The sequence below is a fragment of the Thioalkalivibrio sp. ALE16 genome (assembly GCF_000381305.1).
In the GTDB taxonomy this organism is placed as follows: Bacteria; Pseudomonadota; Gammaproteobacteria; order Ectothiorhodospirales; family Ectothiorhodospiraceae; genus Thioalkalivibrio.
This window is the reverse complement of the sequence record NZ_KB906362.1, coordinates 15345-38605: the sequence shown is the minus strand read 5'-3', so window position 1 is coordinate 38605 and position 23261 is coordinate 15345. Positions and strand designations below refer to the sequence as shown.

The following is a 23261-nucleotide window of genomic DNA, read 5'->3' as shown; positions in this document are numbered from 1 at the left end:
AGTTGGACCGGTCAGCCCCGTTGGCCGTTCGCGACCCGTTTCACCGGGTCGCTCCGCGTGGCGCGTTATGCCGCGTCGTTGCGGAAGATGAAGTGGTGCCGGGCACCGCGGCGCTCGTCCTGGCGACGTGCCACCTTCTGCACCTCCGGACGATTGGCGAACTGCGCCAGGGTAATCCCGTCCAGGAAATCGTACAGTTGCTGGCTCAGATCATCCCACAGCTCGTGGGTCAGGCAGCGGTCGCCGTCCTGGCAGTCCTTGTGACCCTTGCAGCGGGTGACATCCACTGATTCGTCCACCGCGGTAATGATATTCGCGATGCTGATCTGGTCGGCACGCTTGGCCAGGCGATACCCACCGCCCGGGCCACGCACACCTTCCACCAGGTCGGCCTTGCGCAGCTTGGCGAACAGCTGTTCCAGATAGGACAGCGAAATGCCCTGGCACTGCGAGATGTCGGCAAGCGTCACGGGCCCGATCCGGTCGTGAATCGCCAGATCCATCATGGCCGTCACCGCGTAGCGGCCCTTGGTTGAGAGTTTCATGATTTCTGCCTCCGAATAACCTTGAGTATGTGTCCTGCTCGACATCCGTTCGCAGGCTTGCATCCGTTCTTAATTCCTGACCGTGTTCGTCAAGAATAATTCCCGTCTTACCTGACAGCAACAGTCGGGAATAATTCCCTTATTCTAGCAGGCGAATGAACAAAGATCACGGAATGCTAACGTAGGTATTCAGAACCCCCCGGGGCGCGGGAGTTCCCGGGGAGGATGCCGGGGACGAACATACACGGGTTAACCCGACGCGGCGGGGTTGCGCAGAGGGGTGCCGCAGGCCAGTACAGGACAGACCTGCACGGGGACGCACCGGCGCGCCGCTAAGGTTCTACCCGAGGCGAGGAACCTCGGGGCCGTCCAGGATCATGACCAGCGTCCCCGTGGGCAGACGAGGGAACAATTCGATCACTTCGTCGTTGCGCATGCGCACACAGCCTTCCGAGGCCGGCTCGCCAATGCGCCCCTCCTCGTCGGTGCCATGGATGTAGATGTATCGGCGCAGCGAATCGACGTTGCCGCCCCGGTTGATCCCCGGCTCCAGGCCCTCCAGCCACAGGATGCGCGAAGTGATGTTGTCGCGCGGGCTGCGGGCACCCGGCTCGGTCAGGATATCGGCGATCTGGCCGGTGTTGCCCCGGGCCCGGAAGATCGTCCCGCGCGGTGCGCCCTCGCCGAAGCGCTCGGCGATCCGATGCAGCCCCAGCGGTGTGGTGTAGGTTCCCTCCTCGAAACCGACCCCGCGCGCGGACGTGGACACGTCGAAGATGTCGGTGACCCGGTCGCCGTCCCAGACGTAGAGGCGTTGCTGGTCCACCCGCACCACCACGACAGGCACATTGCCGGCATCCGGGGCCCGTTCCCGGGCATCCCGTACCACGGGTTCGATCCAGCGGAGACTCGGCACAAGCACCTCGCGTCTACTTCTTGTTGGCGAGATCCAGCACCTCGCCCGCCACCGGCGTGTTCACCAGTCCGTCGCCGCGCAAGGCCGCCAGGTGCTCCAGATAGTCCGGGGGCAACCCGGTCACGTACTCCCCGGTAAACACCGAACAATCGAACGCCTCGATATTCCGGTTTCCCCGGCGCACGGCCTTTTGCAGATCTTCCAGGTCCTGGTAGATCAGGCGGTCGGCCGCGATCGCCTCGCACACCTGCTCTTCGTCGCGGCCGTGGGCGATCAGTTCCTCGGCCGCCGGCATGTCGATCCCGTACACATTGGGATAGCGCACCGGTGGCGCGGCCGAGGCGAAATAGACCTTCTTCGCACCCGCCTCGCGGGCCATCATCACGATCTCGCGCGACGTGGTGCCACGCACGATCGAGTCGTCCACCAGCATCACGTTCTTGCCCCGGAACTCCAGCGAGATCGCGTTCAGCTTCTGGCGCACGGATTTCCGCCGCTTGGTCTGGCCCGGCATGATGAACGTGCGTCCGATATAGCGATTCTTGATGAAGCCCTCGCGATACTTGATGTTCAGCTCGTGCGCCATCTCCAATGCCACGGTGCGGCCCGTGTCCGGAATCGGCACGATCACGTCAATGTCATGGTCCGGCCAGATGCGCCGGATCTTCTCGCCGAGAGCGGTGCCCATGCGCATGCGCGCGCGGTGCACGAACACATTGTCGATCACCGAGTCCGGGCGGGCGAAGTACACATGCTCGAAGATGCAGGGATTCAGGCGGGTCTCGGCGGCGCATACCCGCGTGCTGACCTCGCCCTCCGGCGTGATGAACACCGCCTCGCCCGGCGCCAGGTCGCGCTCCAGATCGAAGCCCTGGGACTCCAGTGCCGCGCTTTCCGAGGCGACCATCCATTCGCGTCCGCCCTCCTCGGACTCGCGCGAGCCGTAGACAATGGGCCGGATGCCGTGCGGATCGCGAAACGCCAGCAGGCCACGCCCGGCGATCATCGCGACCACCGCATAGGCCCCCTCCGCGCGCTGGTGCACCCGCTCCACCGCATCGAACACCGCATCCGGGGTCAGCCCGTTCTCGAGGAAGCGAAGCAGCTCCTGGGCAAAGACATTCAGCAGGATCTCGGAGTCCGAATCCGTATTGATGTGCCGACGATCGGTCGCAAACAGTGCCTGCTTCAGCTCGCGCGCGTTGGTCAGGTTGCCGTTGTGCCCCAGCGTGATCCCGAACGGCGAGTTCACATAAAACGGCTGCGCCTCGGCCGAACTGGACGAGCCCGCGGTCGGATACCGCACGTGCCCGATGCCCATATTCCCGGTCAGGCTCTGCATGTGCTGGTTGTTGAAGACGTCGCGGACCAGTCCGTTGTCCTTGCGCAGGTGCAGGCGGCCGTCATCATCACAAGTCACGATGCCCGCGGCGTCCTGCCCGCGGTGCTGCAGCACCAGAAGGGCATCATAAAGGGGCTGGTTCACCGGGCTGCGCCCGACGATTCCGACAACTCCACACATACGGCTACAGGCTCCAGGTCTACGGCGATTCGTCGCCGTCGGGGATCACTTCTTCGACAGGTTCGTCGCTCGCCAGCAGGTCATGGATCTGCTCCTGCCAGCCTTCCGGCAACTGGGCGATCAGCCAGTCCACCACGCGTTCGAACTCGGGGATCAGGCGGCTGTTCTCCCACCAGGGTTCGTCCGGCATCAGCGTCAACGAGGCCAGGAAGACGAGAACCGCCACCAGCAGCACCCCGCGCAGCAGGCCAAAGATCACGCCCAGCGAGCGGTCGGTACCGGTCAGGCCGCTACCCTTGACCAGCCGATTCGCCAGCACACCGAGGATGCCGCCCACGATCAGGACGGCGATAAAGATCAGCGCAAAACCAATGCCCAGGCGCAGCGTTGCGTCGGAGACCGCCTGCGGCAATTGCTCCGCGACCTCCGCCGCATAGCGGATGCCCAGCCACACCCCGATGATCCACGTGGCGAGCGAGAACGACTCGCGCACGAAGCCGCGGAAAAGGCTGATCAGCCCGGATACGACGATCAGGGCGATGATGACGAGGTCGATCCAGTTCACGGGGCCGGCGTCACGTGCTGAAAGGGCGCGTAGTTTACCGCAGCCATCCGTTCCTCGCAGGGGCGTCCTGGACTGGCCATCAGGGGTGGGCCACCACGATGCCGGAGAGCTCCAGCTCGTCCTGCAGGCGTTCCCCCAGGCTGACCGCATCCTCGCGCTGCGCCAGAGGTCCAACCTTCACGCGGTAAATGGGACGCCCATCCGCGGTGGAGTCATCGATAAACGCCGGCCAGCCGGCCTCGCGCAGGCGGGCGGCCTGCTCGCGCGCGTTGTCCTCGTCGCGGAAACTCCCGACCTGGACCGCCCAGCCCGCCTGCACCGGCTCGTCCGCTTCCGCCAGGCGGCGCGCGTCCGACGGTTGTGGCTCCGCAGCATCCTCGCGGGCTTCCCCGCCGTTCTCCAGGCTGTGCAGTTCCGCCACCGGTCCCTCGCGTTCACCCGTCGGCGCGGCCGGGGCCACCTCCCGACGCGGCGTCGGCCGCTCCGACGGCAGGGCGATGTCCGGTTCGGCAAACGTCGGTGCCGGCGGCACCGGGTCCTCGATCCCGCTCATGTACTCGTAACCGGCCCCGTCGAAAAGCCAGGGCAGAAAGATCACCGCCAGCACGATCAGGATGACCGCGCCCACCAGGCGAAAACGAATGGGATTGTCGCGGGTCATGCGCTCATCCGACGGCGGGGGCTGGAAGACACGGGGATCCGGGAAGCATCACGTTGCAATGACAGTACGCCCGCTGGCGCTGCCGTCGCAAGCCGATGCCAGATGGCGACATGGCCTTCAGACCGCATGCACGGCCTCGCCATCCGGCCAGTCAGGCTCCACCCGACCGGACAACGCCGCCGGGGCCAGCCCCGGCGCGTGTTCCAGGACGGCCGCCACGGTGTGGAAGGATCCGAACACCACCACCCTGCCCCGTGGCCCGGCACGGCGCGCGGCCTCGCTGAGCGCACCATCGACGCCGTCCACGCGACATACCGGCCCCTGCCCGGCCGCTTCCAGCTCGTCGGCGAGCAAGCCAGCCGGCAACGCCCGCGGCAGATCCAGCGGAACCGGGACCCAGGCATCGACAAGGCCTTCCAGCAGGGGCCACATGGCCGTCCGCTCCTTGTCCGCCATCACCGCCACGAGCGCGACCACCGGCCCATCGACCGGGTGTGCCTCCAGCCAGCGCGCCAGTTCCCCGACCGCATGGAGGTTGTGGGCCACGTCCAGCAGCCATTCCGGCGTGCCCCGCAGCCGTTGCAGGCGGCCCGGCGCCGAAATCTCCAGCGCCTGGCGGACCACGGCTTCGGTGAGGCCCGCGCCCCGCCCCAGGCTCTCGACCACCGCCAGCGCGGTGGCCGTGTTCAGCAATGCCGCCCCGTCGATCCGGGCGCCCACGCCCGCGAGCCGCCATTCGCGGGACTGCCCCTGCCAGACCCACTGCAGCACCGCCCCGGACCGCGTCAGGGTGAAGTCACGCCCGCTGCGAACGGCCCGCGCCCCCAGGCGGTCGGCATGCGCCAGCACGCTGGCGGGCGGCTCCGGTTCGCCCAGCACCACCGGCCGTCCGGCGCGCATCACGCCGGCCTTCTCGCGCCCGATCGCCTCACGGCTGTCACCCAGCCAGGTCTGATGATCCAGGTCCACCGCGGTGATCGCGGCGACATCGGCATCCCAGATATTGACCGCATCCAGGCGCCCGCCCAGTCCGACCTCCAGCACCTGCACGGTGACCCCGGCATCACGGAACAGCCAGGCCGCCGCCAGCGCGCCAAACTCGAAATAGGTCAGGGAATCATCGCCACGGGCCTGGTCCACGGCCTCGAACGCCCGGCACAGGGCAGTGTCGGAGAGGGATTCCCCGTCGATGCGGATGCGTTCGTTGTAGCGCAGCAGGTGCGGAGAGGTGAACAGGCCGACCTTCAGCCCCTGGGCCTGCAGCAGGGCCGCGGTGCGCGTGGCGACCGTGCCCTTGCCATTGGTGCCGGCCACGATCACCGTGCGCGGCCCATCGGCATCCCGCAGGCCGAGGCGGTCGGCCACCAGCGCAATACGCTCGAGTGTCAGGTCCATACCCACGGGGTGGAGCTGCTCCTGGAAGGAGAGCCACTCCGCCAGGGTCGCGAAACGCATCGGCCGCCTCAGGAGGAACGCGGCGGGTCGACGCGTTCCACATCCGCCCCGTTCTCGGGGCTGATCACCTCGACGGCCCCCTCGGCATCCTCCTCACCCGCATCGGACCCGGGCGCCGGCCCGTGCGTCAGCATGCCCAGCACCGTCGCCAGACGGCTGCGCATGTCACGGCGGTCCACGATCATGTCGATCGCACCGTGCTCCAACAGGAACTCCGATCGCTGAAAACCTTCCGGCAGGGTCTCGCGCACGGTCTGCTGGATCACGCGCGGTCCGGCAAAGCCGATCAGCGCGTTCGGCTCGGCCACGTTGAGATCGCCCAGCATCGCCAGGCTGGCCGAGACGCCGCCCATGGTCGGATCCGTCATCACCGAGATGAACGGGATGCGCTCTTCCTGCAGGCGCGCCAGCACCGCACTGGTCTTGGCCATCTGCAGCAACGAGAACAGCGCCTCCTGCATACGCGCCCCGCCAGAGGCGCTGAAGCACACCAGCGGGATGCCCTGCTCCAGGGAGCGATTGGCCCCGCGCACGAAGCGCTCGCCCACCGCGGAGCCCATGGAGCCCCCCATGAAGCGGAAATCGAAGGCGGAGGCCACCAGCGGGCGGCCCAGCAACTGCCCCTGCATGACCACCAGGGCGTCACGCTCGCCGGTGGCCTTCTGGGCGGCCACCAGGCGATCCTTGTACTTCTTGGAATCGCGGAATTTCAGCACATCCGAGGATTCGATATCGGCCGCGATCTCCTCGCGGCCCTCGGCATCCAGGAAGGTCTCGAGCCGCCGACGGGCGCTCATCCGGCGGTGATGGCCGCACTTCGGGCAGACGTCGAGATTGCGCTCCACCTCGGGGCGGTACAGCGTCGCGTCACAGCCCTCGCAGCGGACCCACAGGCCCTCCGGGACCCCGCGCTTGGTCGCGTTGTCGGTGCGGATGCGCGAAGGCATCAACTTCTCGAACCAGCTCATGCCGTCTCCCCGTAGTCCGAATCGGCGCCGCGCATTCTACACCGTGGCCGCCGCGCCCGGGGAGCGCGCCGCATCCATGGCACTGCGCATCTCCCGGACGACGGTCGCCGCCGCCCGGGCGAAACCATCGCCGTCTCCGTCGTGCTCCTCGGCCAGGCGCACGATGGCACTGCCCACCACCACGGCATCGGCGACCCGCGCCACCTGTGCGGCGGTCTCGGCATCGCGGATGCCGAAGCCCACTCCCAGCGGCAGCCCGGTGTGCCGTCGCAGACCGTCCAGACGCGCGGACAGGGCCGAGACATCCAGGCTCTGCGAGCCGGTCACGCCCTTCAGAGACACGTAGTACACGAAGCCGCGGGCGGCCCGCGCCACATGGTCGATACGCGTCTCCGAGGTGGTCGGCGCGATCAGGAAGATCGGATCGATCCCGGACTGTTCCAGCAACCCGACCACGTCCTCGCTTTCCTCCGGCGGCAGGTCCACCGTCAGAAGCCCGTCGAGGCCGGCCGCCTGTGCGGTCTCGGCAAAGGCGTCGTAACCCATGCGTTCCACCGGGTTCAGATACCCCATCAGCACCACGGGCGTGGTGGTGTCGGACTTGCGAAACTCGGCCACCATCGCCAGCACGTCGCGCAAGCCGGTGCCGAAGCGCAGCGCGCGTTCGCAGGCCTTCTGGATCACCGGGCCATCGGCCATCGGATCCGAGAACGGCACCCCCAGCTCGATCAGGTCGGCCCCGGCCTCCACCAGCGCGTGCATCAGGGGTACGGTCGCGCCCGGCTCCGGATCGCCAGCCGTAACGTAGGGGATCAACGCGGCGCGGTTCTGTTTGCGCAGTTCGGCAAAGCGCTGCTCGATTCGGCTCATAGCGTAATCCCCTCGCGTTCGGCCACGGTGTTCAGGTCCTTGTCGCCGCGCCCGGACAGATTGATGATGATGCTCTGGTCAGGGCGCATCTCGGGGGCCAGGTCCAGCACATGGGCAATCGCGTGACTGGTCTCCAGCGCCGGGATGATCCCCTCGGTGCGGGTCAGACGGTGGAATCCGGCCAGGGCCTGATCATCGGTCACCGACACGTAATCGACCCGGCCGATGTCCTTGAGCCACGCATGCTCCGGCCCCACGCCCGGGTAGTCGAGCCCCGCTGAGACCGAGTGCGTGCCGATGATCTGGCCGTTCTCGTCCTCCATCAGATAGGTCCGGTTGCCATGCAGCACGCCCGGCTGGCCCGCGCACAATGGCGCGGAATGCCGGCCCGTCTCGACCCCGTCACCGCCGGCCTCGACCCCGATCATCGCCACCGACTCATCGCCCAGGAACGGATGGAACAGCCCGATCGCATTGGATCCCCCGCCCACGCAGGCCACCAGGGTATCCGGCAGCTTGCCGGTCATTGCCAGATGCTGCTCGCGCGCCTCGCGGCCGATCACCGCCTGAAAGTCGCGCACCATCGCCGGGTAGGGGTGTGGACCGGCCACCGTACCGATGATGTAGAAGGTGTCGTCGACGTTGGTCACCCAGTCCCGCATCGCCTCGTTCAGGGCATCCTTCAGCGTGCGCGTGCCGGATTTGACCCCCACCACCTCAGCGCCCAGCAGGCGCATGCGATAGACGTTCTGGGACTGCCGCCGGGTGTCCTCCTCGCCCATGTAGATCACGCATTCCAGCCCCAGACGCGCGGCCACGGTCGCGGTCGCCACCCCGTGCTGACCGGCGCCAGTCTCGGCAATGATCCGCTTCTTGCCCAGCTTCTTCGCCAGCAGCGCCTGCCCGATGGTGTTGTTCACCTTGTGCGCACCGGTGTGGTTCAGGTCCTCGCGCTTCAGGTAGATCTGCGCGCCGCCGAGCTCCCGCGACAGGCGCTCGGCGTGATACAGCGGGTTCGGCCGTCCGACGAACTGCTTCAGGTCGTGGTCCAGTTCCGCCATGAACTCGGGATCCCCGATGTAGCGCTCATACACCTGCTGCAGTTCATCGAGCGCGCCCATCAGCGTCTCGGACACGAAGCGCCCGCCATACGGACCGAAATGCCCGCGGGCATCCGGGAATGCCGCCCAGTCAATCTTGTTCATCAGTCTCCACCTCGCATTGGCGCACGGCCCGCACGAAGGCCCGCATGCGCCGTGCATCCTTGACCCCGGGCGCGGATTCCACCCCGGAACTCACATCGACCCCGTACGGGCGCAGGTGTTCCAGCGCCTCCCGCACCGAGTCTGCATCCAGTCCCCCGGCCAGCAGCCACGGCCGCTCCAGGGCATCGGGCACACGCTGCCAGTCGAAGCGATGCCCCGAGCCGCCGCTGCGCCCGCCACCGTGGCTGTCCAGGAGAAACCCCTGGGCATCTGGATGCGCGTCCATTGCCGAGCGCGGATCGTCCCCGTCCCCCATCGCGATCGCCTTCAGGTAGGGCCGCCCGAAACGCGCGCAGGCCGTCGCGCTCTCGTGCCCGTGAAACTGCAGGCAGTCCAGTCCTGCCGTCCGCAGGACCTGTTCCACACGCGCAGGCTCGGGGTCCACGAACAACCCCACCGTGGTCACGAACGGCGGCAGCGCGGCCGCAATCGCCGCCGCCTGCGCCGGCTCCACGGCCCGCCGGCTCGGGGCGTGAAACACAAGCCCGATCGCATCCGCCCCGGCCCGAGCCGCGGAAAGCGCCTGCTCCACCGTGGTGATTCCGCAGATCTTGACCCTGTAGCGCATGCCCGCCATCTCGAAAAACGCAGCCGCAAGCCTACCAGAACCCGAGCGCAGGCCCGGCTTTCCCGTAATCACCCCGCCCCATTCCCCGGAAGGCCATCGACGACCGGTCCGGCGGCCAGCGGCAGCGCAAACTCCGAAGGGTAGTCGACATGCACGAAATAAAGCCCGCCCGCCGGGGCCGTGATACCAGAAGCCCGTCGATCCCGCGCCCCCAGCACCTCCCGGGGCCAGTCCGGATCGGCCCGGCCGTCCCCGACCGCCAGCAGCACACCCGCGATGTTCCGCACCATGTGGTGCAGAAAGGCATTCGCATGAACATCAAGGACCACGTAATGCCCCTGGCGGCGTACCGACAGCGAATGCACGCAACGCACCGGCGATTTCGCCTGGCACGCCGCCGCCCGAAGGCTGCTGAAGTCCTGCTCGCCAACGAAGGCCTGGCCGGCCTGATGCATCCGTTCGGCGTCCAGTGGTCGGCGCCACCAGGACACCCGCCCCGCTTCCAGCGCCGGTCGAATCTCGCGGTTCGCGATCACATACCGATAGCGCCGCCCGAACGCGCTGAACCGCGCATGGAAGGTCGCGGGCACCGCCTGCGCCCAGGTCACCGCAATCGCGTCCGGGAGGCGGCTGTTGGCCCCCAGAATCCACGCATGGGGCTCCCGCCGGGCCGCCGTATCGAAATGCACCACCTGTGCCGTGGCATGCACCCCCGCATCCGTGCGCCCGGCACAGACCAGTTCCACCGAATGATTCGCCACGAACCCCAGCGCTGCCTCCAGATGCCCCTGGACACTGGGGCCATCCTTCTGGCGCTGCCAGCCCAGCAGCCCGCGTCCGTCGTATTCCACGCCAAGCGCCCAGCGCTGGGGTGCCATCGCGTCCGCATCGGCCCCGGGCGTCGCGACTCCGCCATGCACGCGTTCTCGCTCGCTATTCAATCCAGCCCCCCAACAAAGCCGCCCAGACCAACATCACGCCCGCCCAGAGCCAGGCCAGGCCCCACCAGGGCACGCCTCCCTCCGCATCTCCCGCGTCTGCCTTCCAGGCCTCCGGTTGCAGCTCCGCCCCCCCCGCCAGCGCCTGGTCCAGCCGCTCAACCAGCCACTCCCGGACCGCCAGCAGCCGCGCGCCGCGGGATCCACGCAGGCCTGCGCGACGCTGCTCGACGGCGGCCTTCTCGTCCTCGAACAAGGCCAGTGCCAGGAACAGCCGCCGAGCGAAACGCTCGCCCCAGCCCCCCAGTACCTGGCGCGGCCCGCCCAGGAGCGCACCAAGCGCGCCCACCAGCGCCGATCGCGAGAACCGCCCCGTCAACCACACGACCAGCACGACCACGAGCATCAGCGCGACAATCCGCCAGCCCGCCTCCTGCAGCCCCTGGAACGCGTCTCCCGTTTGTGCCGGCCACAACCCGTAAAACACGGCAAGCGACAGATAAAACCACTTGAGCCGCAGCATCAGTCGACCCGCGCGCCGCCACTCCACGCCACCCGTCAGCCCCAGCCCGGCGCACAGGCCGGCCACCAGGACGACCACCAGCGGATCCGCCGGCACCAGAGCGGCCGAGGCGGCCACAACACCCAGGATCGCCAACCCGGCGGCTGAAACCTCCCGGGAAGCAGATCGCACGATGTTGGATCGTTCGGCAGGGGTCACACGCCAGCCTCCTCGAAACCAAAAGGCCCCGCCCGGAGCGCCTCCGAGCGGGGCCGTACACTGCAAGCCGGTAGATGCAATCCGTTGCTGGAGGGCCGGCTCTACCCCGAGGATCAGGAGCCCTGGATCTGGCTCCGGATCGCCTCGGCCTCCTGCTTCTGCTCGTCCGTGCCGGAGGCGAGGACCTCGTCGATCAGCTCCTGCGCCCCTTCCGCATCGCCCATATCGGCATAGGCCTGCGCCAGGCTCAGGCGGGTCACGTTTTCGTCGTCTCCGGTCCCTGCCTCATCCCCGGCCGCCGCCGACGGTTCACCCGGAACCTGCAGATCCTCGTCCATCGACAAACCGCTGTCCTCGGTTTCGCCGCTGTCCCCGCCGCTGGCCGGCGCATCCAGATCCGGCAGTTCACTGTCGTCCAGGTCGAACGACAGGTTATTCAGGTCGTCTCCGGACGCGGCTTCATCGCGATCGGCCTCTGCCGCCGAGGCCAGGTCGTCCTCAAGGTTCTCGTCAATGTCGAACGACAGGCCCTCATCGTCGCCCGCCGGGGTGCCTTCGGTAGCCTCCGAAGTGTCCGACGTCTCGACGTCCGGGAGGTCCAGGCCTGAAAAGTCGATCTCGTTGCTGTCCGCGTCGGCATCGGCGGAGCCCGAGTCGTCGCCCGCAACCGCGTCGTCCAGCGAATCGGCCGCAGCATCTCCCGCCGAACCCGCGGAACTCCCGAGACGGGATTCCAGCTCCGAAAGACGATCGCGCATCTCGTCGTCGTCCGGCCCCAGACGCTCGCGCAGGGCATTCGCGGCCTCGCGCGCACCCGCCTCGTCTTCCAGCGCGACATGTGCCTCGACCAGCTTCAGCCGGTACTGCTTGTTGTCCGGACTGGTTTCGAGCGCCGCGTTCAGCGTCTCGACGGCCTGATCATTCATGCCGTAGGCCAGGCATACATCCACCTCGGCCAGGACGTCGTCCATGCCCGCCGCACCCTCGCTGGTGCTGGCAACCACGACTTCCCCGACCTCTTCCTCCGGTTCGGCCGGCGGATGCGCGGATTCCTCCTGCGTGGTTTCGGTCTCGTCGTCGGATCGGGCCGCGGCAGCCCCCATGATGGTCCCGGCCGCGGCGCCGGTCGCCGCACCGGCCATCGCCGAATGCGAACCTTCGGTGTGGTCGACTTCCTTCGCCTCATAGCCGGCCGATTCGACGCCGGACGCCTGAACCTTGCTGTTGTCGGCGCGCGGCTTCAAGCCGGCACCCCGTTCGTCCACCATCACCTCGCGGCGGCCGCCGCGTGCAAAGGCCAGCAGTACCAGCAGCAGCAGGACCACCAGTGCGATCGCCATCATCAGCAACAGCGGGTCATTCATAATGCGCTCGTGCAGCGGTGCGTTCCGCTCCGCATCGGCGCGATCCAGGCGGGTACGCAGCTGTTCGCGCTCGGCGCGCAGCTGGCTCAGCTGCTCCTCGAGTTCGGCCATGTTCTCGCTGGAGATCTCGGCCAGACGACCGCGTTCCCCGAGTTCTTCGCGCAGTTCGGAGAGCTCCTCGCGCATCCCCTCCATCTCGGCGCGCTGGGACAACAGCGCCTCCTGGAGCAGTTCCTCGGAACCTCCCTGCGCCACACCGGCTTCAGCGTCTTCCGGCAGCAGATCGGCCACGATCTCCAGGCGGTCCTCCACCCCTTCGTCGGCGACGGACTCCTCGGCAACCGCCGGATCATCCTCGGCCGCCGCCGTATCGGTGTCCGCGACCGCAGCCGCATCATCCTCCGCCGCTGCCTCGGACTCTTCGGCCGCGACCGTCTCTTCGTCCTCGACGGCGGCCGCGTCGTCCTCCAGCGACACGTCATCTTCGGCGGCGGCCACGGCGTCATCGGCCGGTGCCGGCTCGGGGTCTTCCCGCGCGGCGCGCGCAGACTCCTGCCACGAGCGGGTCTGGTCGGCCACCTCGGCGCGCGCCGCGGCGGCGCTGCGGGCCTCCAGTTGCTCGCGCGACGGCGTGCGCAGCTCGGCGTCCGCCCGCAGCGTGTTGATGTTGTTCCCGATAAAGGCCTGGGGATTGGCATCCAGGAACGCGAGCATGGCCTGCTCGTCGCTGTAACCGGAGATCCCGCTGCGGCGCACGATCGCGTAGAGCGTATCGCCACTGCGAACCTGGAGGGTTTCACCGGCGCGGGGCGTGCGCGGTGCCGCGGCGTCGGCCTGGCTCACAGAAGGTGCCGAGGCCCCGGACGGCATGGTCCCGGGCGGGTCCAGCAGCAGGGAGACCTCTCGCATGGCACGCCCGCCATCCCAGCGCGCCTCCAGCAAAATCCCGACGTACGGTTCGCGCACCGGCCGGCGGGTGGTCAGGATCACGCGATCGCCATCCAGCTGGATGTTCAGGTCACCCGGAACACTTCCTCGGTTGAGACCGGCACGGCGGTACGCATCCTCGGACGCCTGGCGAATGCGGAGGGAGTCCGCGACCCCCGAGGCGCCGCGCAAGGGAATCTCCGCCCGCAAGGGCTGGTTCAGGAAGGATTGCAGGTTGACTTCACCAAAGCCCACGGAGCTTGACGACGCCGGGGCCACCAGCAGCAAGAACAAAAACCCAACCAGAAACTTGCGCACGAATTCCCCCTGAAAGTGCCGCGTGGCCTAAACGCCCCCGCCGGTACGGCTGGCGACCCCCTGGCCACGAATGTGCCGGGCCGATGCCCGGCGTTTTCCCGGATTAAATCACAGGTAATCGCGGATCAAAACCTCCGCGATCTGGATTGTGTTCAGCGCAGCCCCCTTGCGCACGTTGTCCGACACCACCCACAGGTCCAGCCCGCGCGGGTGCGAGATGTCCTCGCGGATACGCCCGACGAACACGGCGTCCTTGCCGGAACCCTCGGTCACGGCGGTCGGATATCCCCCGTCCTCGTGCTTGTCGAGCACCGTGATCCCCGGCGCGGCGGACAGGATCTCGCGGGCCTTTTCCGCACTGATCTTCTCGCGGGTCTCGATATGCAGGGCCTCGGAATGGCCGTAGAACACCGGGATGCGCACCGCGGTCGGGTTCACCAGGATGGACTCGTCGCCCATGATCTTGCGGGTCTCCCAGACCATCTTCATCTCTTCCTTGGTGTAGCCGTTGTCCTGGAAGACATCGATGTGCGGCAGCGCGTTGAACGCGATCTGCTTGGGATAGACGTTGCACTCCACCGGGCGGCCGTTCAGCAGTGCCGCCGTCTGGTGGGCCAGTTCCTCGATCGCATCCTTGCCGGTCCCGGAGACGGCCTGGTACGTCGCGACGTTGATGCGCTCGATACCGACCGCGTCGTGCAGCGGCTTCAGCGCCACCAGCATCTGGATGGTGGAGCAGTTCGGGTTCGCGATGATCCCGTGGCGGGTGTAGTCCCCCACCGCATCCGGGTTGACCTCCGGCACGACCAGCGGGATCTCCGGGTCGTAGCGAAACTGCGAGGTGTTGTCGATCACCACGCAGCCGGCCGCGGCCGCCTTCGGCGCGTACTCCGCGGACACCGAGGCCCCCGGCGAGAACAGCCCGATCTGCACGGTGGAGAAATCGAAGGTGGCCAGGTCCTCCACCTCCAGCTCGCGGCGGCCGAAGGCGACCGTTTTGCCGACCGAGCGCGCACTGGCCAGCGCATGCACCCGGCCCAGCGGCAGGTCGCGCTCGGCCAGGATGGAGAGCAGGGTCTCGCCGACGGCGCCGGTTGCGCCCACCACGGCCACGTCAAACTTGCGGTCACTCATCGTTCATTCCCGGTTTAATTTTAATCTTCAAGCTACTGATAATTCGTTAGTCATCCAGCGCGGCCACCAGGGCATCACCCATCCCCTGAGTGCCGACCAGCGTCATGCCCTCGCCGAAGATGTCCGGCGTGCGCAGGCCCTGATCCAGCACCCAACCCACGGCCTGTTCGATGCGCTCGGCCAGGTCATTGCGGTTCAGGCTGTGGCGCAGCAGCATCGCGACCGACAGCACGGTTGCCATCGGATTGGCCTTGCCCTGCCCGGCGATATCCGGCGCGGAGCCGTGGATCGGCTCGTACAGACCGACCCCCTCGCTGTTCAGCGAGGCCGAGGGCAGCATGCCGATGGACCCGGTCAGCATGGCCGCGGCATCGGACAGGATGTCGCCGAACATGTTGCCGGTCACCATCACATCGAACTGCTTGGGATCACGCACCAGCTGCATGGCCGCGTTGTCCACATACATGTGAGACAGCTCGACCTCGGGGAATTCCTTGCCGACGCGCTCGACCACCTCGCGCCACAGCTCGGAGACCTCGAGCACATTGGCCTTGTCCACCGAGCACAGGCGCTTGCCGCGCTTCATCGCCGCCTCGAACCCGACCCGCGCGATGCGTTCGATCTCCGATTCGCTGTAGGCGGCCGTATTGAAGCCGTAGCGCTCGCCGTTACGTTCCTCGATCCCGCGCGGCTGGCCGAAGTAGATCCCGCCGGTCAGTTCACGCACGATCAGGATATCCAGCCCGCTGACCACCTCCGGCTTCAGCGTGGAGGCCGAGGCCAGCTGCGGATACAGGATCGCCGGGCGCAGGTTTGCGAACAGGCCCAGATCCGAACGGATACCCAGCAGCCCGCGCTCGGGGCGGAGATCACGTTCCAGCGATTCGTACTGCGGGCCGCCGACCGCGCCCAGCAGGATCGCGTCGGCGCGACGCGCCGCCTCGCGGGTGGCCTCAGGATACGGGTGACCTGCCGCATCGTGCGCCGCGCCCCCGATCAGGCCCTGCTCGATCTCCAGATCCAGCCCGCCGATCTCGCCTACACGCTCCAGCACCTTCAGCGCCTCGGCCACGATCTCGGGCCCGATCCCGTCCCCGGGCAATACCAGAATTCGGCTCACAAACCTCTCCTAACCATCAGATCAATCGAATCTCTTCTCTACCTGTAGGAGGCCAGCCCCCTGGCCGATGGGGCGCCAGGACAGGCCCAATCGGCCAGAGGGCTGGCCTCCTACAAGGGGCACCATTCAGCCCTGCGTGTGCTCCGCCATCCAGGGCCACTCGCGGCGCTGGCGCTCCTCATAGGCGCGAATGTCATCGGCGTACTGCAGCGTCAGGGCAATATCGTCCAGGCCGTTCAGCAGGCGATGGCGCCGGTCTTCGTCGAGCGTGAAACGAAACACCGTACCGTCCGGCGCCGTTACGGTCATCTCTTCCAGGTTCACCTCGACCTGCGCGCCCAGGTTCGCCTGGACCTGCTCGAACAGCGCCTGCACCTCGTCCTCGGCCAGCACCACCGGCAGCAGCCCGTTCTTGCAGCTGTTGGAGAAGAAGATATCCGCGAACGACGGCGCGATCACCGCGCGAAAGCCGAAGTCGGTCAGGGCCCACACCGCGTGCTCGCGCGAGGAGCCGCAGCCGAAGTTCTTGCGCGCCAGCAGGATGCTTGCCTGGTCAAACGGCGCCTGGTTGAGCACGAAATCCGGGTTGATCCGGCGCTGCGAACTGTCCATGCCGGGCTCGCCCGGGTCCAGGTAGCGCCAGTCATCGAAGGCATTGGGGCCAAAGCCGGTGCGCTTGACCGATTTCAGGTACTGCTTCGGGATGATCGCGTCGGTGTCGACATTGGAGCGATCCAGCGGCGCGACAATCCCACGGTGTACGGTAAAGGCCTGCATCGCTTACGCCTCCTTCAGTGCCGACGGTTCGACGAAGTGCCCGGCCACGGCGGCCGCGGCGGCCAGCGCCGGACTCACCAGATGGGTACGTCCGCCCTGCCCCTGACGCCCCTCGAAGTTGCGGTTCGAGGTCGAGGCGCAGCGCTCGCCCGGCTCCAGCCGGTCCGCGTTCATCGCCAGGCACATGGAACACCCCGGCTCGCGCCACTCGAAGCCGGCGTCCAGGAAGATCCGGTCCAGCCCTTCCTGCTCCGCCTGCTGCTTCACCAGCCCGGAGCCCGGCACCACCATCGCCAGCTTGATGTTGTCGGCCTTCTTGCGGCCCTTCACCACCTCGGCGGCGGCGCGCAGGTCCTCGATCCGCGAGTTGGTGCAGGAGCCGATGAACACCTTGTCCGGCCGGATCTCGGTCATCGGCGTGTTCGGCTGCAAATCCATGTACGCCAGCGCCCGCTGCATGCCCTCGGCGCGCACCGGATCGGACTCGGCCGCCGGGTCCGGCACACGGCCGTCGATCGGCGCGACCATCTCCGGCGAGGTGCCCCAGCTCACCTGCGGGGCGATCTCGGCGGCATCCATCTCCACCACCGCGTCGAACTCGGCGTCGGGGTCGGAGACCAGCGTGCGCCAGTATTCGGCGGCCTGTTCAAACAACTCGCCGCTCGGCGCCTGCGGCTTGCCGCGCACGTATTCGATCGTCTTCTCGTCCACCGCGACCATGCCCGCGCGGGCCCCGGCCTCGATGGACATATTGCAGATGCTCATACGGCCCTCGATCGACAGACTGCGGATCGCCGAGCCAGCGAACTCGATCGCATAGCCGGTGCCGCCGGCGGTGCCGATACGGCCGATGATCGCCAGCACCACGTCCTTGGCGGTCACGCCCGGGCGCAACTCGCCCTCCACGCGGATCTGCATGGCCCTGGTCTTCTTCTGCCACAGGCACTGCGTGGCCAGCACATGCTCGACCTCGGAGGTGCCGATGCCGAAGGCCAGCGCGCCCAGCGCGCCGTGGGTGGAGGTGTGCGAGTCGCCGCAGACGACCGTCATGCCCGGCAGGGTCGCACCCTGCTCGGGACCGATCACATGCACGATGCCCTGGCGCACGTCGGCCATCGGGAAGAACTTCAGCCCCAGACTCGTGACGTTGGTCTCCAGCGTCTCCACCTGGGTGCGCGACACCGGATCCTCGATCCCGCGGTCGCGATTGGCGGTGGGCACATTGTGGTCCGGCACCGCCAGCACGGAATCCCCGCGCCAGGGCTTGCGCCCGGCCAGACGCAGCCCCTCGAAGGCCTGCGGACTGGTCACCTCATGCACCAGATGGCGATCAATGTAGAGCAGCGTCGAGCCATCCGGCTCCTCGCGCACCACATGCGCCTCCCACAGCTTGTCGTACAGTGTCTTGCCTGCCATTACCTGCTCCCGCGGCCGAGCCGCGATGTTCCAGCCATATTTTCGGTGAGCGCCCGCCAAAGCCCCCTGTAGGAGGCCAGCCCTCTGGCCGATGGGCCCCGACGTCGGATCGGCCAGAGGGCTGGCCTCCTACAGACGAGCGGTACCACCGCATTGCCAGTCTGCGGCCGCTCTTCCATTCTTTCAAATCCGATTTATTATCTTTACCATTCCATATGGTTATGGATTGGCGATGCGGAGTCGCATCAGTCAGCCGGTCATTATCCCACGGAGGCGGCGGAAATGCGCCCGGAACAGCTCAGCATCGAGTCCCTGCAGGCCTTCGTGGCGGTGGTCGATACCGGCGCCTTCTCCGCCGCGGCCGACCGGCTGCACCTGACCCAACCGGCGATCAGCAAGCGCATCCAGTCGCTGGAAGCGACACTCCAACGCCCCCTGTTCGAGCGCCAGGGGCGCCGCGTGCGGCCCACCGAGGTCGCCGAGCGCCTGCTGCCCGAGGCCCGCGAGATCCTGGCCCGCCTGCACGCGATCGAGCAGCAGGTGGCCGACCTCGACCAGGTCGTTCGTGGCCGCATCCGCATGGCTACCTCCCACCACATTGCCCTGCACCGCCTGCCCGCGCCACTGGCCGCCCTGCGCACCCGCTACCCCGAGCTGGAGCTGGAACTCGCGTTCATGGATTCCGAGGCCGGCATCGAGGCGGTGATGCACGGCGAAGCCGATCTCGCCCTGGCCACCCTGCCGGACGACCTGCCGAAGGATGCCGAGGCCCACACCGTCTGGACCGACGACCTGGTCCCGATGATCGCCCGCGACCGCGCCCGGGATGCCCCGCAGGACACCCTGCAGCGCCTGCACGACTGGCCGGCGATCCTGCCGCCGGTGGACTCCACCACCCGCCGCCAGATCGACCAGGCCCTGGCCGCACAGGGCCTGCGCCCCGCCGCCGCCCAGGAGAGCCCGTACCTGGAGGTCATCCGCATGATGATCGCCGCCGGCCTCGGGATCGGCTTCCTCCCCCGCACCATGGCCACCGCCGAGCTGGCCATCCTCAAGTGGCCCGCCCCACCCATCACCCGCCAGCTCGGCTGGGTCCGCCACGCGGACCGCTACCGCTCGCGTACCCTCGAGGCAGTCATCGAGGAATTGCATAACGGGGTGGATCAGGAGCCTCCGGGCCTTATCGATCTCCAGGTGTGAGCCTGCCGGGCAGGTCCATTGCATCATGGAGCACACGCAATAGCTCCACACAACGGGGGTTGTCGGATGCGGGCCGGAAAACGAGCATGTGTCGGCCTTTCCGACCTGCTCGTGCGACATGGAGCGTGCAGATACCCGGACCGATATCCTCGCGGCTGCGCACAGTCGGGATGGCGGGCCCGCCCTGCAATGCCCTGATCGCCGCGGAAAGGGTACCGGCATAGGCACGGGCCTGTTGCTCGCCAAAGTGCTCCGCCGTCCACGAAACAACCTCCCGGAGATCCTGCTCGGCACGCGCCGCAAGACGGACAGTCCATTGTCCGGATGATTCGTTCACGGCTTATCTCTTCGCGATGGCCTGTTCGGTCAGTGCCTGCAAATGCGCCTCGAGGACGCGCTCCGTATCGAGTTCGGTGTAGCGGCCTGCCTCGACGTCCGCAATACCTTCCGCAGTCGCCCGCCGCAGGGCTTCCAGACGCGCCTCCTGCTCCCGCTCACGAGCCTCTACGAGGCGGAGCCCGTCACGCAGAACCTCGCTGGCGTTCTGGTAGCGACCGGATCGAACCAGCTGCTCCACAAACCCGCTTTGCTCCGGCGTCAGGACAATGTTTCGTGTCGGCATGGTTAACCTCCGTCCACCACTATTGGCATTTTATGCCAAGAGCCACGTGCGATCCAGGCGCCGCCCCTCCGCACGCCCCTTCTCTGCGGGCTGTGCACACAACAAAACGAGCGCTGCACGATTCTCGACAACGGCAACCGAGCCTTGCCGGCATCAGGCGCGGGCGGCCTCGCGGGGCAGCAGGGAGGAGATCATCCAGGTGGCGAAGATGAACAGGGTGGAGGCGATCAGCGCGCCCTCCAGGCCCCAGACCATGAAGATGGCACCGGAGGCGACGGTGCCGACCAGACGCCCACCGGCATTGGCCATGTAGTAGAAGCCGACCTTCATCGCGACCCGGTCGGCCTCGGCGTAGTCGAGGATCAGGAAGGAGTGCACGGCGGAGTTGATCGCAAACACCACGCCAAACACGCCCAGCCCGACCATCAGCACCCAGGCCGGGTCCAGGCCCGTCTCCAGGCCGATTACGATGCCGATGGGCAGCAGCATCAGGATGAAGGCCCACAACCGCGCGGTCAGCCCGGTCGGATGCAGCCCGCCGCGGCCCAGCAGGCGCGGCACCGAGGCCTGTACGATCCCGTAACCGATTACCCACAGCGCCAGAAACGCCCCCACCTGCATGTGGTTCCAGTCCAGTGTCGCACTGAGGAATACCGGCAAGGCGACCACGAACCAGACATCGCGCGCGCCAAACAGGAAGAACCGCGCGGCCGAGAGCACGTTGATCGCGGCGGAGTTGGAGAACATCTGGGTGAATCTCGGCTTGCCCCCGACCTTCCCCAGCCCGCGCGGCAGGCCGACGATGGAGAACAGCATCACCACCGCCAGCATCCCGGCCAGGATCACCAGCGCCATCTGGAACCCGACCGAGTACAGCAGCGCGCCGCCGACGAAGAAGCCCACCCCCTTCAGCGCGTTCTTCGATCCGGTAAGGACCGCCACCCAGCGAAACAGCCGCCCCTCCCCGTCGCCGGCCACCAGCTTCACCCCGGACTTGGCACTCATCTTGTTCAGATCCTTGGCGATGCCCGACAGCGCCTGCGCGAACATCACGTAGGCCACGCCCAGCCAGGCCTCGGGCACCGTGAGCATCAGCAGCGCCGCAACCTGCAACAAGGTCCCGCCGATCATCGTGGTGTTCACCCCCAGCCGCGCGGCCAGCCAGCCCCCGGTCAGGTTGGTGATCACCCCGAACAGCTCGTAGAACAGGAACAGGAACGCGATCTCCAGCGGGCTGTAGCCCAGCTGGTGGAAGAACAGCACGACCAGCATGCGGATCGCGCCGTCGGTGACGGTAAACGCCCAGTAGTTCGCGGTGATGCGCGCGTAGGCGCCCAGCCCCAGGGTGGGCGGTGCGTTCGGCGTTTCGGCCGGGCTGCCCATTCGTCCTACACGCCCTGCTCGGCCACGCGCGCGACCAGTTCGACCAGCCGGTTGGCATAGCCCCATTCGTTGTCGTACCAGGCCAGCACCTTCACCTGCGTCCCATCCACCGCCATCGTCGACTGCGCATCGACAATGGACGAGCGCGGGTCGGTGCGGAAGTCGCTGGAGACCAGCGGGCGTTCCTCAAAGCCCAGGATGCCGGCGAGCTCGCCCTCGGCCGCCGAGCGCAGCAGTTCGTTCACCTCCTCCGCGGAGGTCTCGCGCGCCGCCTCGAAGGTGAAGTCCGTCAGCGAGGCATTCATCAGCGGCACGCGCACCGCATGGCCGTTCAGCCGTCCGTTCAGTTCCGGGAAGATGTCGCCGATCGCCTTCGCCGAGCCGGTGGTGGTCGGGATCAGGTTCAGCCCGGCCGCACGGGCCCGGCGCAGATTGTCGCGCGGCAGGTCCACAGGCGACTGCGTGGCGGTCATGTCATGCACCGTCAGGATCGTCCCGTGGCGGATCTCCAGGGCCGGGTGCAGCACCTTGACCAGGGGCGCCAGACAGTTGGTGGTGCAGGAGGCAGCGGTGACGACATGGTGCCGGGCCGGATCGTAGGCGGCATCGTTGACGCCCATCACTACGTTCAGCGCACGCTCGTCCTTCACGGGTGCCGCGACGACCACGCGCCGAGCCCCGCGATCAAAGTGCGGCTGCAGGGTCTCCATGGTGCGGAAGGCGCCGCTGGCATCGATCACGATATCCACACCGGACTCGGCCCAGGGCACCTGCCCCGGCTCGCCCAGCTGCGTGTGGCGCAGACTGCGGCCATCGATCTGCAGGGCGTCCGGCTCGGCCTGGATGCCGCGATCCCAACGCCCGTGCACCGAATCGAACTCCAGCAGGTGCCCGGTGACCGTACCATCCGCCGCGACCTCGTTCAGGTGCACGATCTCGAGATCGTCCCGATCCCAGGCCGCACGCAGCGCCAGGCGGCCAATCCGCCCCATGCCATTGATGCCAACCCGTACGGCCATGACGCCCTCCCGCGAAAAACCGCGTCAGGATACTCCGCCCACCTGACCAACGCATGACACCCGGCCGCTGCAAAGCCCGGTTCCACCACGAAGCTCACGAAGGCACGAAGAAGGGCGAGGTCAAGGGCGATTTCACCACGGAGAGCACGGAGGACACGAAGAAGGGCTAAGGCTGAAAAGCGGGAAGGCCCGATAAACGCGGTCGCTGGTTCTGTCCTCTTTCGTCACCCGAAACGCCGTAGCCGCTTCGGTTTCTCTGTGTCCTCTGTGCACTCTGTGGTAACAAGCCCTTGCCCTCCTTCGTGCCTTCGTGGGCTTCGTGGTCGAACCAGGTTTCAGCCGCAAGCCATCAGTTGAGCCAGACGATGCCGGCGTTGAGGTAGATGGCGAAGCCGACCCACAGCAGGTAGGGCACCAGCAGCGCGCCGGCGATGCGGTCGATGCGCCAGAAGGCGATTAATGTCGCCAGGATCAGCGGCCACAGGATCAGGATCTCGGCGAGCGCCAGATCCGGGCGCTGCAGGCCGAAGAAGAGCACCGACCAGCCCAGGTTCAGGGCGAGTTGCGCCAGGAACAAACCCAGCGCGATCGGTGCCCCGGTCAGGCCCACGCGGCGCCACACATGCCACGCCGCCAGCCCCATCAGCCCGAACAGCACGCTCCAGACCGGGCCAAACACCGCATCCGGCGGATTCAACGGCGGCCGGGCCAGGGTTGGGTACCAGTCGGCCACCGAAAGACTGGTGGCCCAGCCACCCAGCCCCGCCACGGCAAACACCAGTACCATCCAGGCCAGCAGCCCGAGCATGTCCCCACCGAAAGAGCGTCGCCGCGGACGCGACGCACGGGCCGTATCGCGTGTCATTACAGAATTCTCCTCGAGATTCGCGGTCGCATGGCAGGATGCCCCGAACAAGGCCCGGATTCCGAACCGAATTCATTCAGGATTCAGTGAACCACGCCACACTCCCCCTGACCACCCCGAAC

23 protein-coding genes are annotated in these 23261 nt (G+C 67.4%); 1 reads left to right on the top strand and 22 read right to left on the bottom strand.

Going from position 1 to position 23261, the window contains the following annotated elements:
- Nucleotides 1–65: 65 nt before the first annotated feature.
- The 17 genes from iscR to leuC all read right to left on the bottom strand — a co-directional run bounded on the left by iscR (nt 66) and on the right by leuC (nt 18050).
- On the bottom strand, nt 66–545 hold the full coding sequence (gene iscR / locus F627_RS0108845) for a Fe-S cluster assembly transcriptional regulator IscR (protein ID WP_018145846.1): 480 nt from the start codon (nt 543–545) through the stop codon (nt 66–68).
- Nucleotides 546–885: 340 nt separating this feature from the next.
- On the bottom strand, nt 886–1461 hold the full coding sequence (locus F627_RS0108840; RefSeq protein ID WP_018875632.1) for a L,D-transpeptidase: 576 nt from the start codon (nt 1459–1461) through the stop codon (nt 886–888).
- A 13-nt stretch (nt 1462–1474) separates the two neighbouring features.
- On the bottom strand, nt 1475–2983 hold the full coding sequence (gene purF / locus F627_RS0108835; protein WP_019583872.1) for an amidophosphoribosyltransferase: 1509 nt from the start codon (nt 2981–2983) through the stop codon (nt 1475–1477).
- Nucleotides 2984–3002: 19 nt separating this feature from the next.
- Nucleotides 3003–3548, bottom strand: coding sequence for a CvpA family protein (locus F627_RS0108830; protein ID WP_018880546.1), 546 nt, complete (start codon nt 3546–3548; stop codon nt 3003–3005).
- Nucleotides 3549–3627: 79 nt separating this feature from the next.
- Nucleotides 3628–4209, bottom strand: coding sequence for an SPOR domain-containing protein (locus F627_RS0108825; RefSeq protein ID WP_019583871.1), 582 nt, complete (start codon nt 4207–4209; stop codon nt 3628–3630).
- Between the two features lie 117 nt (nt 4210–4326).
- Nucleotides 4327–5664: a bifunctional tetrahydrofolate synthase/dihydrofolate synthase gene (gene folC, locus F627_RS0108820; protein ID WP_019583870.1), complete on the bottom strand. Its 1338-nt coding sequence runs from the start codon at nt 5662–5664 to the stop codon at nt 4327–4329.
- Between the two features lie 8 nt (nt 5665–5672).
- The gene (gene accD, locus F627_RS0108815; protein WP_018877510.1) at nt 5673–6632 is read right to left on the bottom strand and encodes an acetyl-CoA carboxylase, carboxyltransferase subunit beta; all 960 of its coding nucleotides are present in this window, start codon (nt 6630–6632) and stop codon (nt 5673–5675) included.
- A 36-nt stretch (nt 6633–6668) separates the two neighbouring features.
- The gene (gene trpA, locus F627_RS0108810) at nt 6669–7502 is read right to left on the bottom strand and encodes a tryptophan synthase subunit alpha (protein WP_018877511.1); all 834 of its coding nucleotides are present in this window, start codon (nt 7500–7502) and stop codon (nt 6669–6671) included.
- On the bottom strand, nt 7499–8707 hold the full coding sequence (gene trpB / locus F627_RS0108805; protein ID WP_018875636.1) for a tryptophan synthase subunit beta: 1209 nt from the start codon (nt 8705–8707) through the stop codon (nt 7499–7501). The genes trpA and trpB overlap by 4 nt, the downstream gene beginning before the upstream one ends.
- The gene (locus tag F627_RS0108800) at nt 8694–9335 is read right to left on the bottom strand and encodes a phosphoribosylanthranilate isomerase (protein ID WP_018880287.1); all 642 of its coding nucleotides are present in this window, start codon (nt 9333–9335) and stop codon (nt 8694–8696) included. The genes trpB and F627_RS0108800 overlap by 14 nt, the downstream gene beginning before the upstream one ends.
- Before the next feature lie 68 nt (nt 9336–9403).
- Entirely contained in the window at nt 9404–10213 is an 810-nt protein-coding gene (truA, locus tag F627_RS0108795; RefSeq protein WP_019583868.1) for a tRNA pseudouridine(38-40) synthase TruA, read from the bottom strand.
- Between the two features lie 55 nt (nt 10214–10268).
- Nucleotides 10269–10931, bottom strand: a complete 663-nt coding sequence (locus tag F627_RS0108790) for a hypothetical protein (RefSeq protein ID WP_019583867.1) — start codon at nt 10929–10931, stop codon at nt 10269–10271.
- A 176-nt stretch (nt 10932–11107) separates the two neighbouring features.
- Nucleotides 11108–13603: a FimV/HubP family polar landmark protein gene (locus F627_RS0108785; protein ID WP_019583866.1), complete on the bottom strand. Its 2496-nt coding sequence runs from the start codon at nt 13601–13603 to the stop codon at nt 11108–11110.
- A gap of 108 nt (nt 13604–13711) precedes the next feature.
- A complete protein-coding gene (locus tag F627_RS0108780) occupies nt 13712–14737 on the bottom strand; it encodes an aspartate-semialdehyde dehydrogenase (protein WP_018867062.1) in 1026 nt (341 codons plus the stop codon).
- Between the two features lie 46 nt (nt 14738–14783).
- Complete coding sequence (gene leuB / locus F627_RS0108775; RefSeq protein ID WP_196801163.1) at nt 14784–15857, bottom strand: 3-isopropylmalate dehydrogenase; 1074 nt, start codon at nt 15855–15857, stop codon at nt 14784–14786.
- A 126-nt stretch (nt 15858–15983) separates the two neighbouring features.
- Nucleotides 15984–16634, bottom strand: coding sequence for a 3-isopropylmalate dehydratase small subunit (leuD, locus tag F627_RS0108770; RefSeq protein ID WP_019583864.1), 651 nt, complete (start codon nt 16632–16634; stop codon nt 15984–15986).
- 3 nt (nt 16635–16637) lie between these two features.
- Nucleotides 16638–18050, bottom strand: a complete 1413-nt coding sequence (gene leuC / locus F627_RS0108765; protein WP_019583863.1) for a 3-isopropylmalate dehydratase large subunit — start codon at nt 18048–18050, stop codon at nt 16638–16640.
- A gap of 282 nt (nt 18051–18332) precedes the next feature.
- Here leuC and F627_RS0108760 point away from each other — a divergent pair, with 282 nt between their 5' ends.
- On the top strand, nt 18333–19250 hold the full coding sequence (locus tag F627_RS0108760) for a LysR family transcriptional regulator (RefSeq protein ID WP_019583862.1): 918 nt from the start codon (nt 18333–18335) through the stop codon (nt 19248–19250).
- Here F627_RS0108760 and F627_RS17335 read toward each other — a convergent pair.
- The 5 genes from F627_RS17335 to F627_RS0108735 form a co-directional block, all read right to left on the bottom strand.
- On the bottom strand, nt 19231–19587 hold the full coding sequence (locus tag F627_RS17335; protein WP_081630747.1) for a type II toxin-antitoxin system RelE/ParE family toxin: 357 nt from the start codon (nt 19585–19587) through the stop codon (nt 19231–19233). The genes F627_RS0108760 and F627_RS17335 overlap by 20 nt on opposite strands.
- 3 nt (nt 19588–19590) lie before the next feature.
- On the bottom strand, nt 19591–19872 hold the full coding sequence (locus tag F627_RS0108755; RefSeq protein WP_018875646.1) for a type II toxin-antitoxin system ParD family antitoxin: 282 nt from the start codon (nt 19870–19872) through the stop codon (nt 19591–19593).
- Nucleotides 19873–20025: 153 nt separating this feature from the next.
- Nucleotides 20026–21255: an organoarsenical effux MFS transporter ArsJ gene (gene arsJ / locus F627_RS0108750; protein ID WP_019583861.1), complete on the bottom strand. Its 1230-nt coding sequence runs from the start codon at nt 21253–21255 to the stop codon at nt 20026–20028.
- A gap of 5 nt (nt 21256–21260) precedes the next feature.
- Nucleotides 21261–22274, bottom strand: coding sequence for an ArsJ-associated glyceraldehyde-3-phosphate dehydrogenase (locus F627_RS0108745; RefSeq protein WP_019583860.1), 1014 nt, complete (start codon nt 22272–22274; stop codon nt 21261–21263).
- A 349-nt stretch (nt 22275–22623) separates the two neighbouring features.
- Complete coding sequence (locus F627_RS0108735) at nt 22624–23139, bottom strand: TspO/MBR family protein (RefSeq protein ID WP_018867070.1); 516 nt, start codon at nt 23137–23139, stop codon at nt 22624–22626.
- Between the last annotated feature and the right edge of the window lie 122 nt (nt 23140–23261).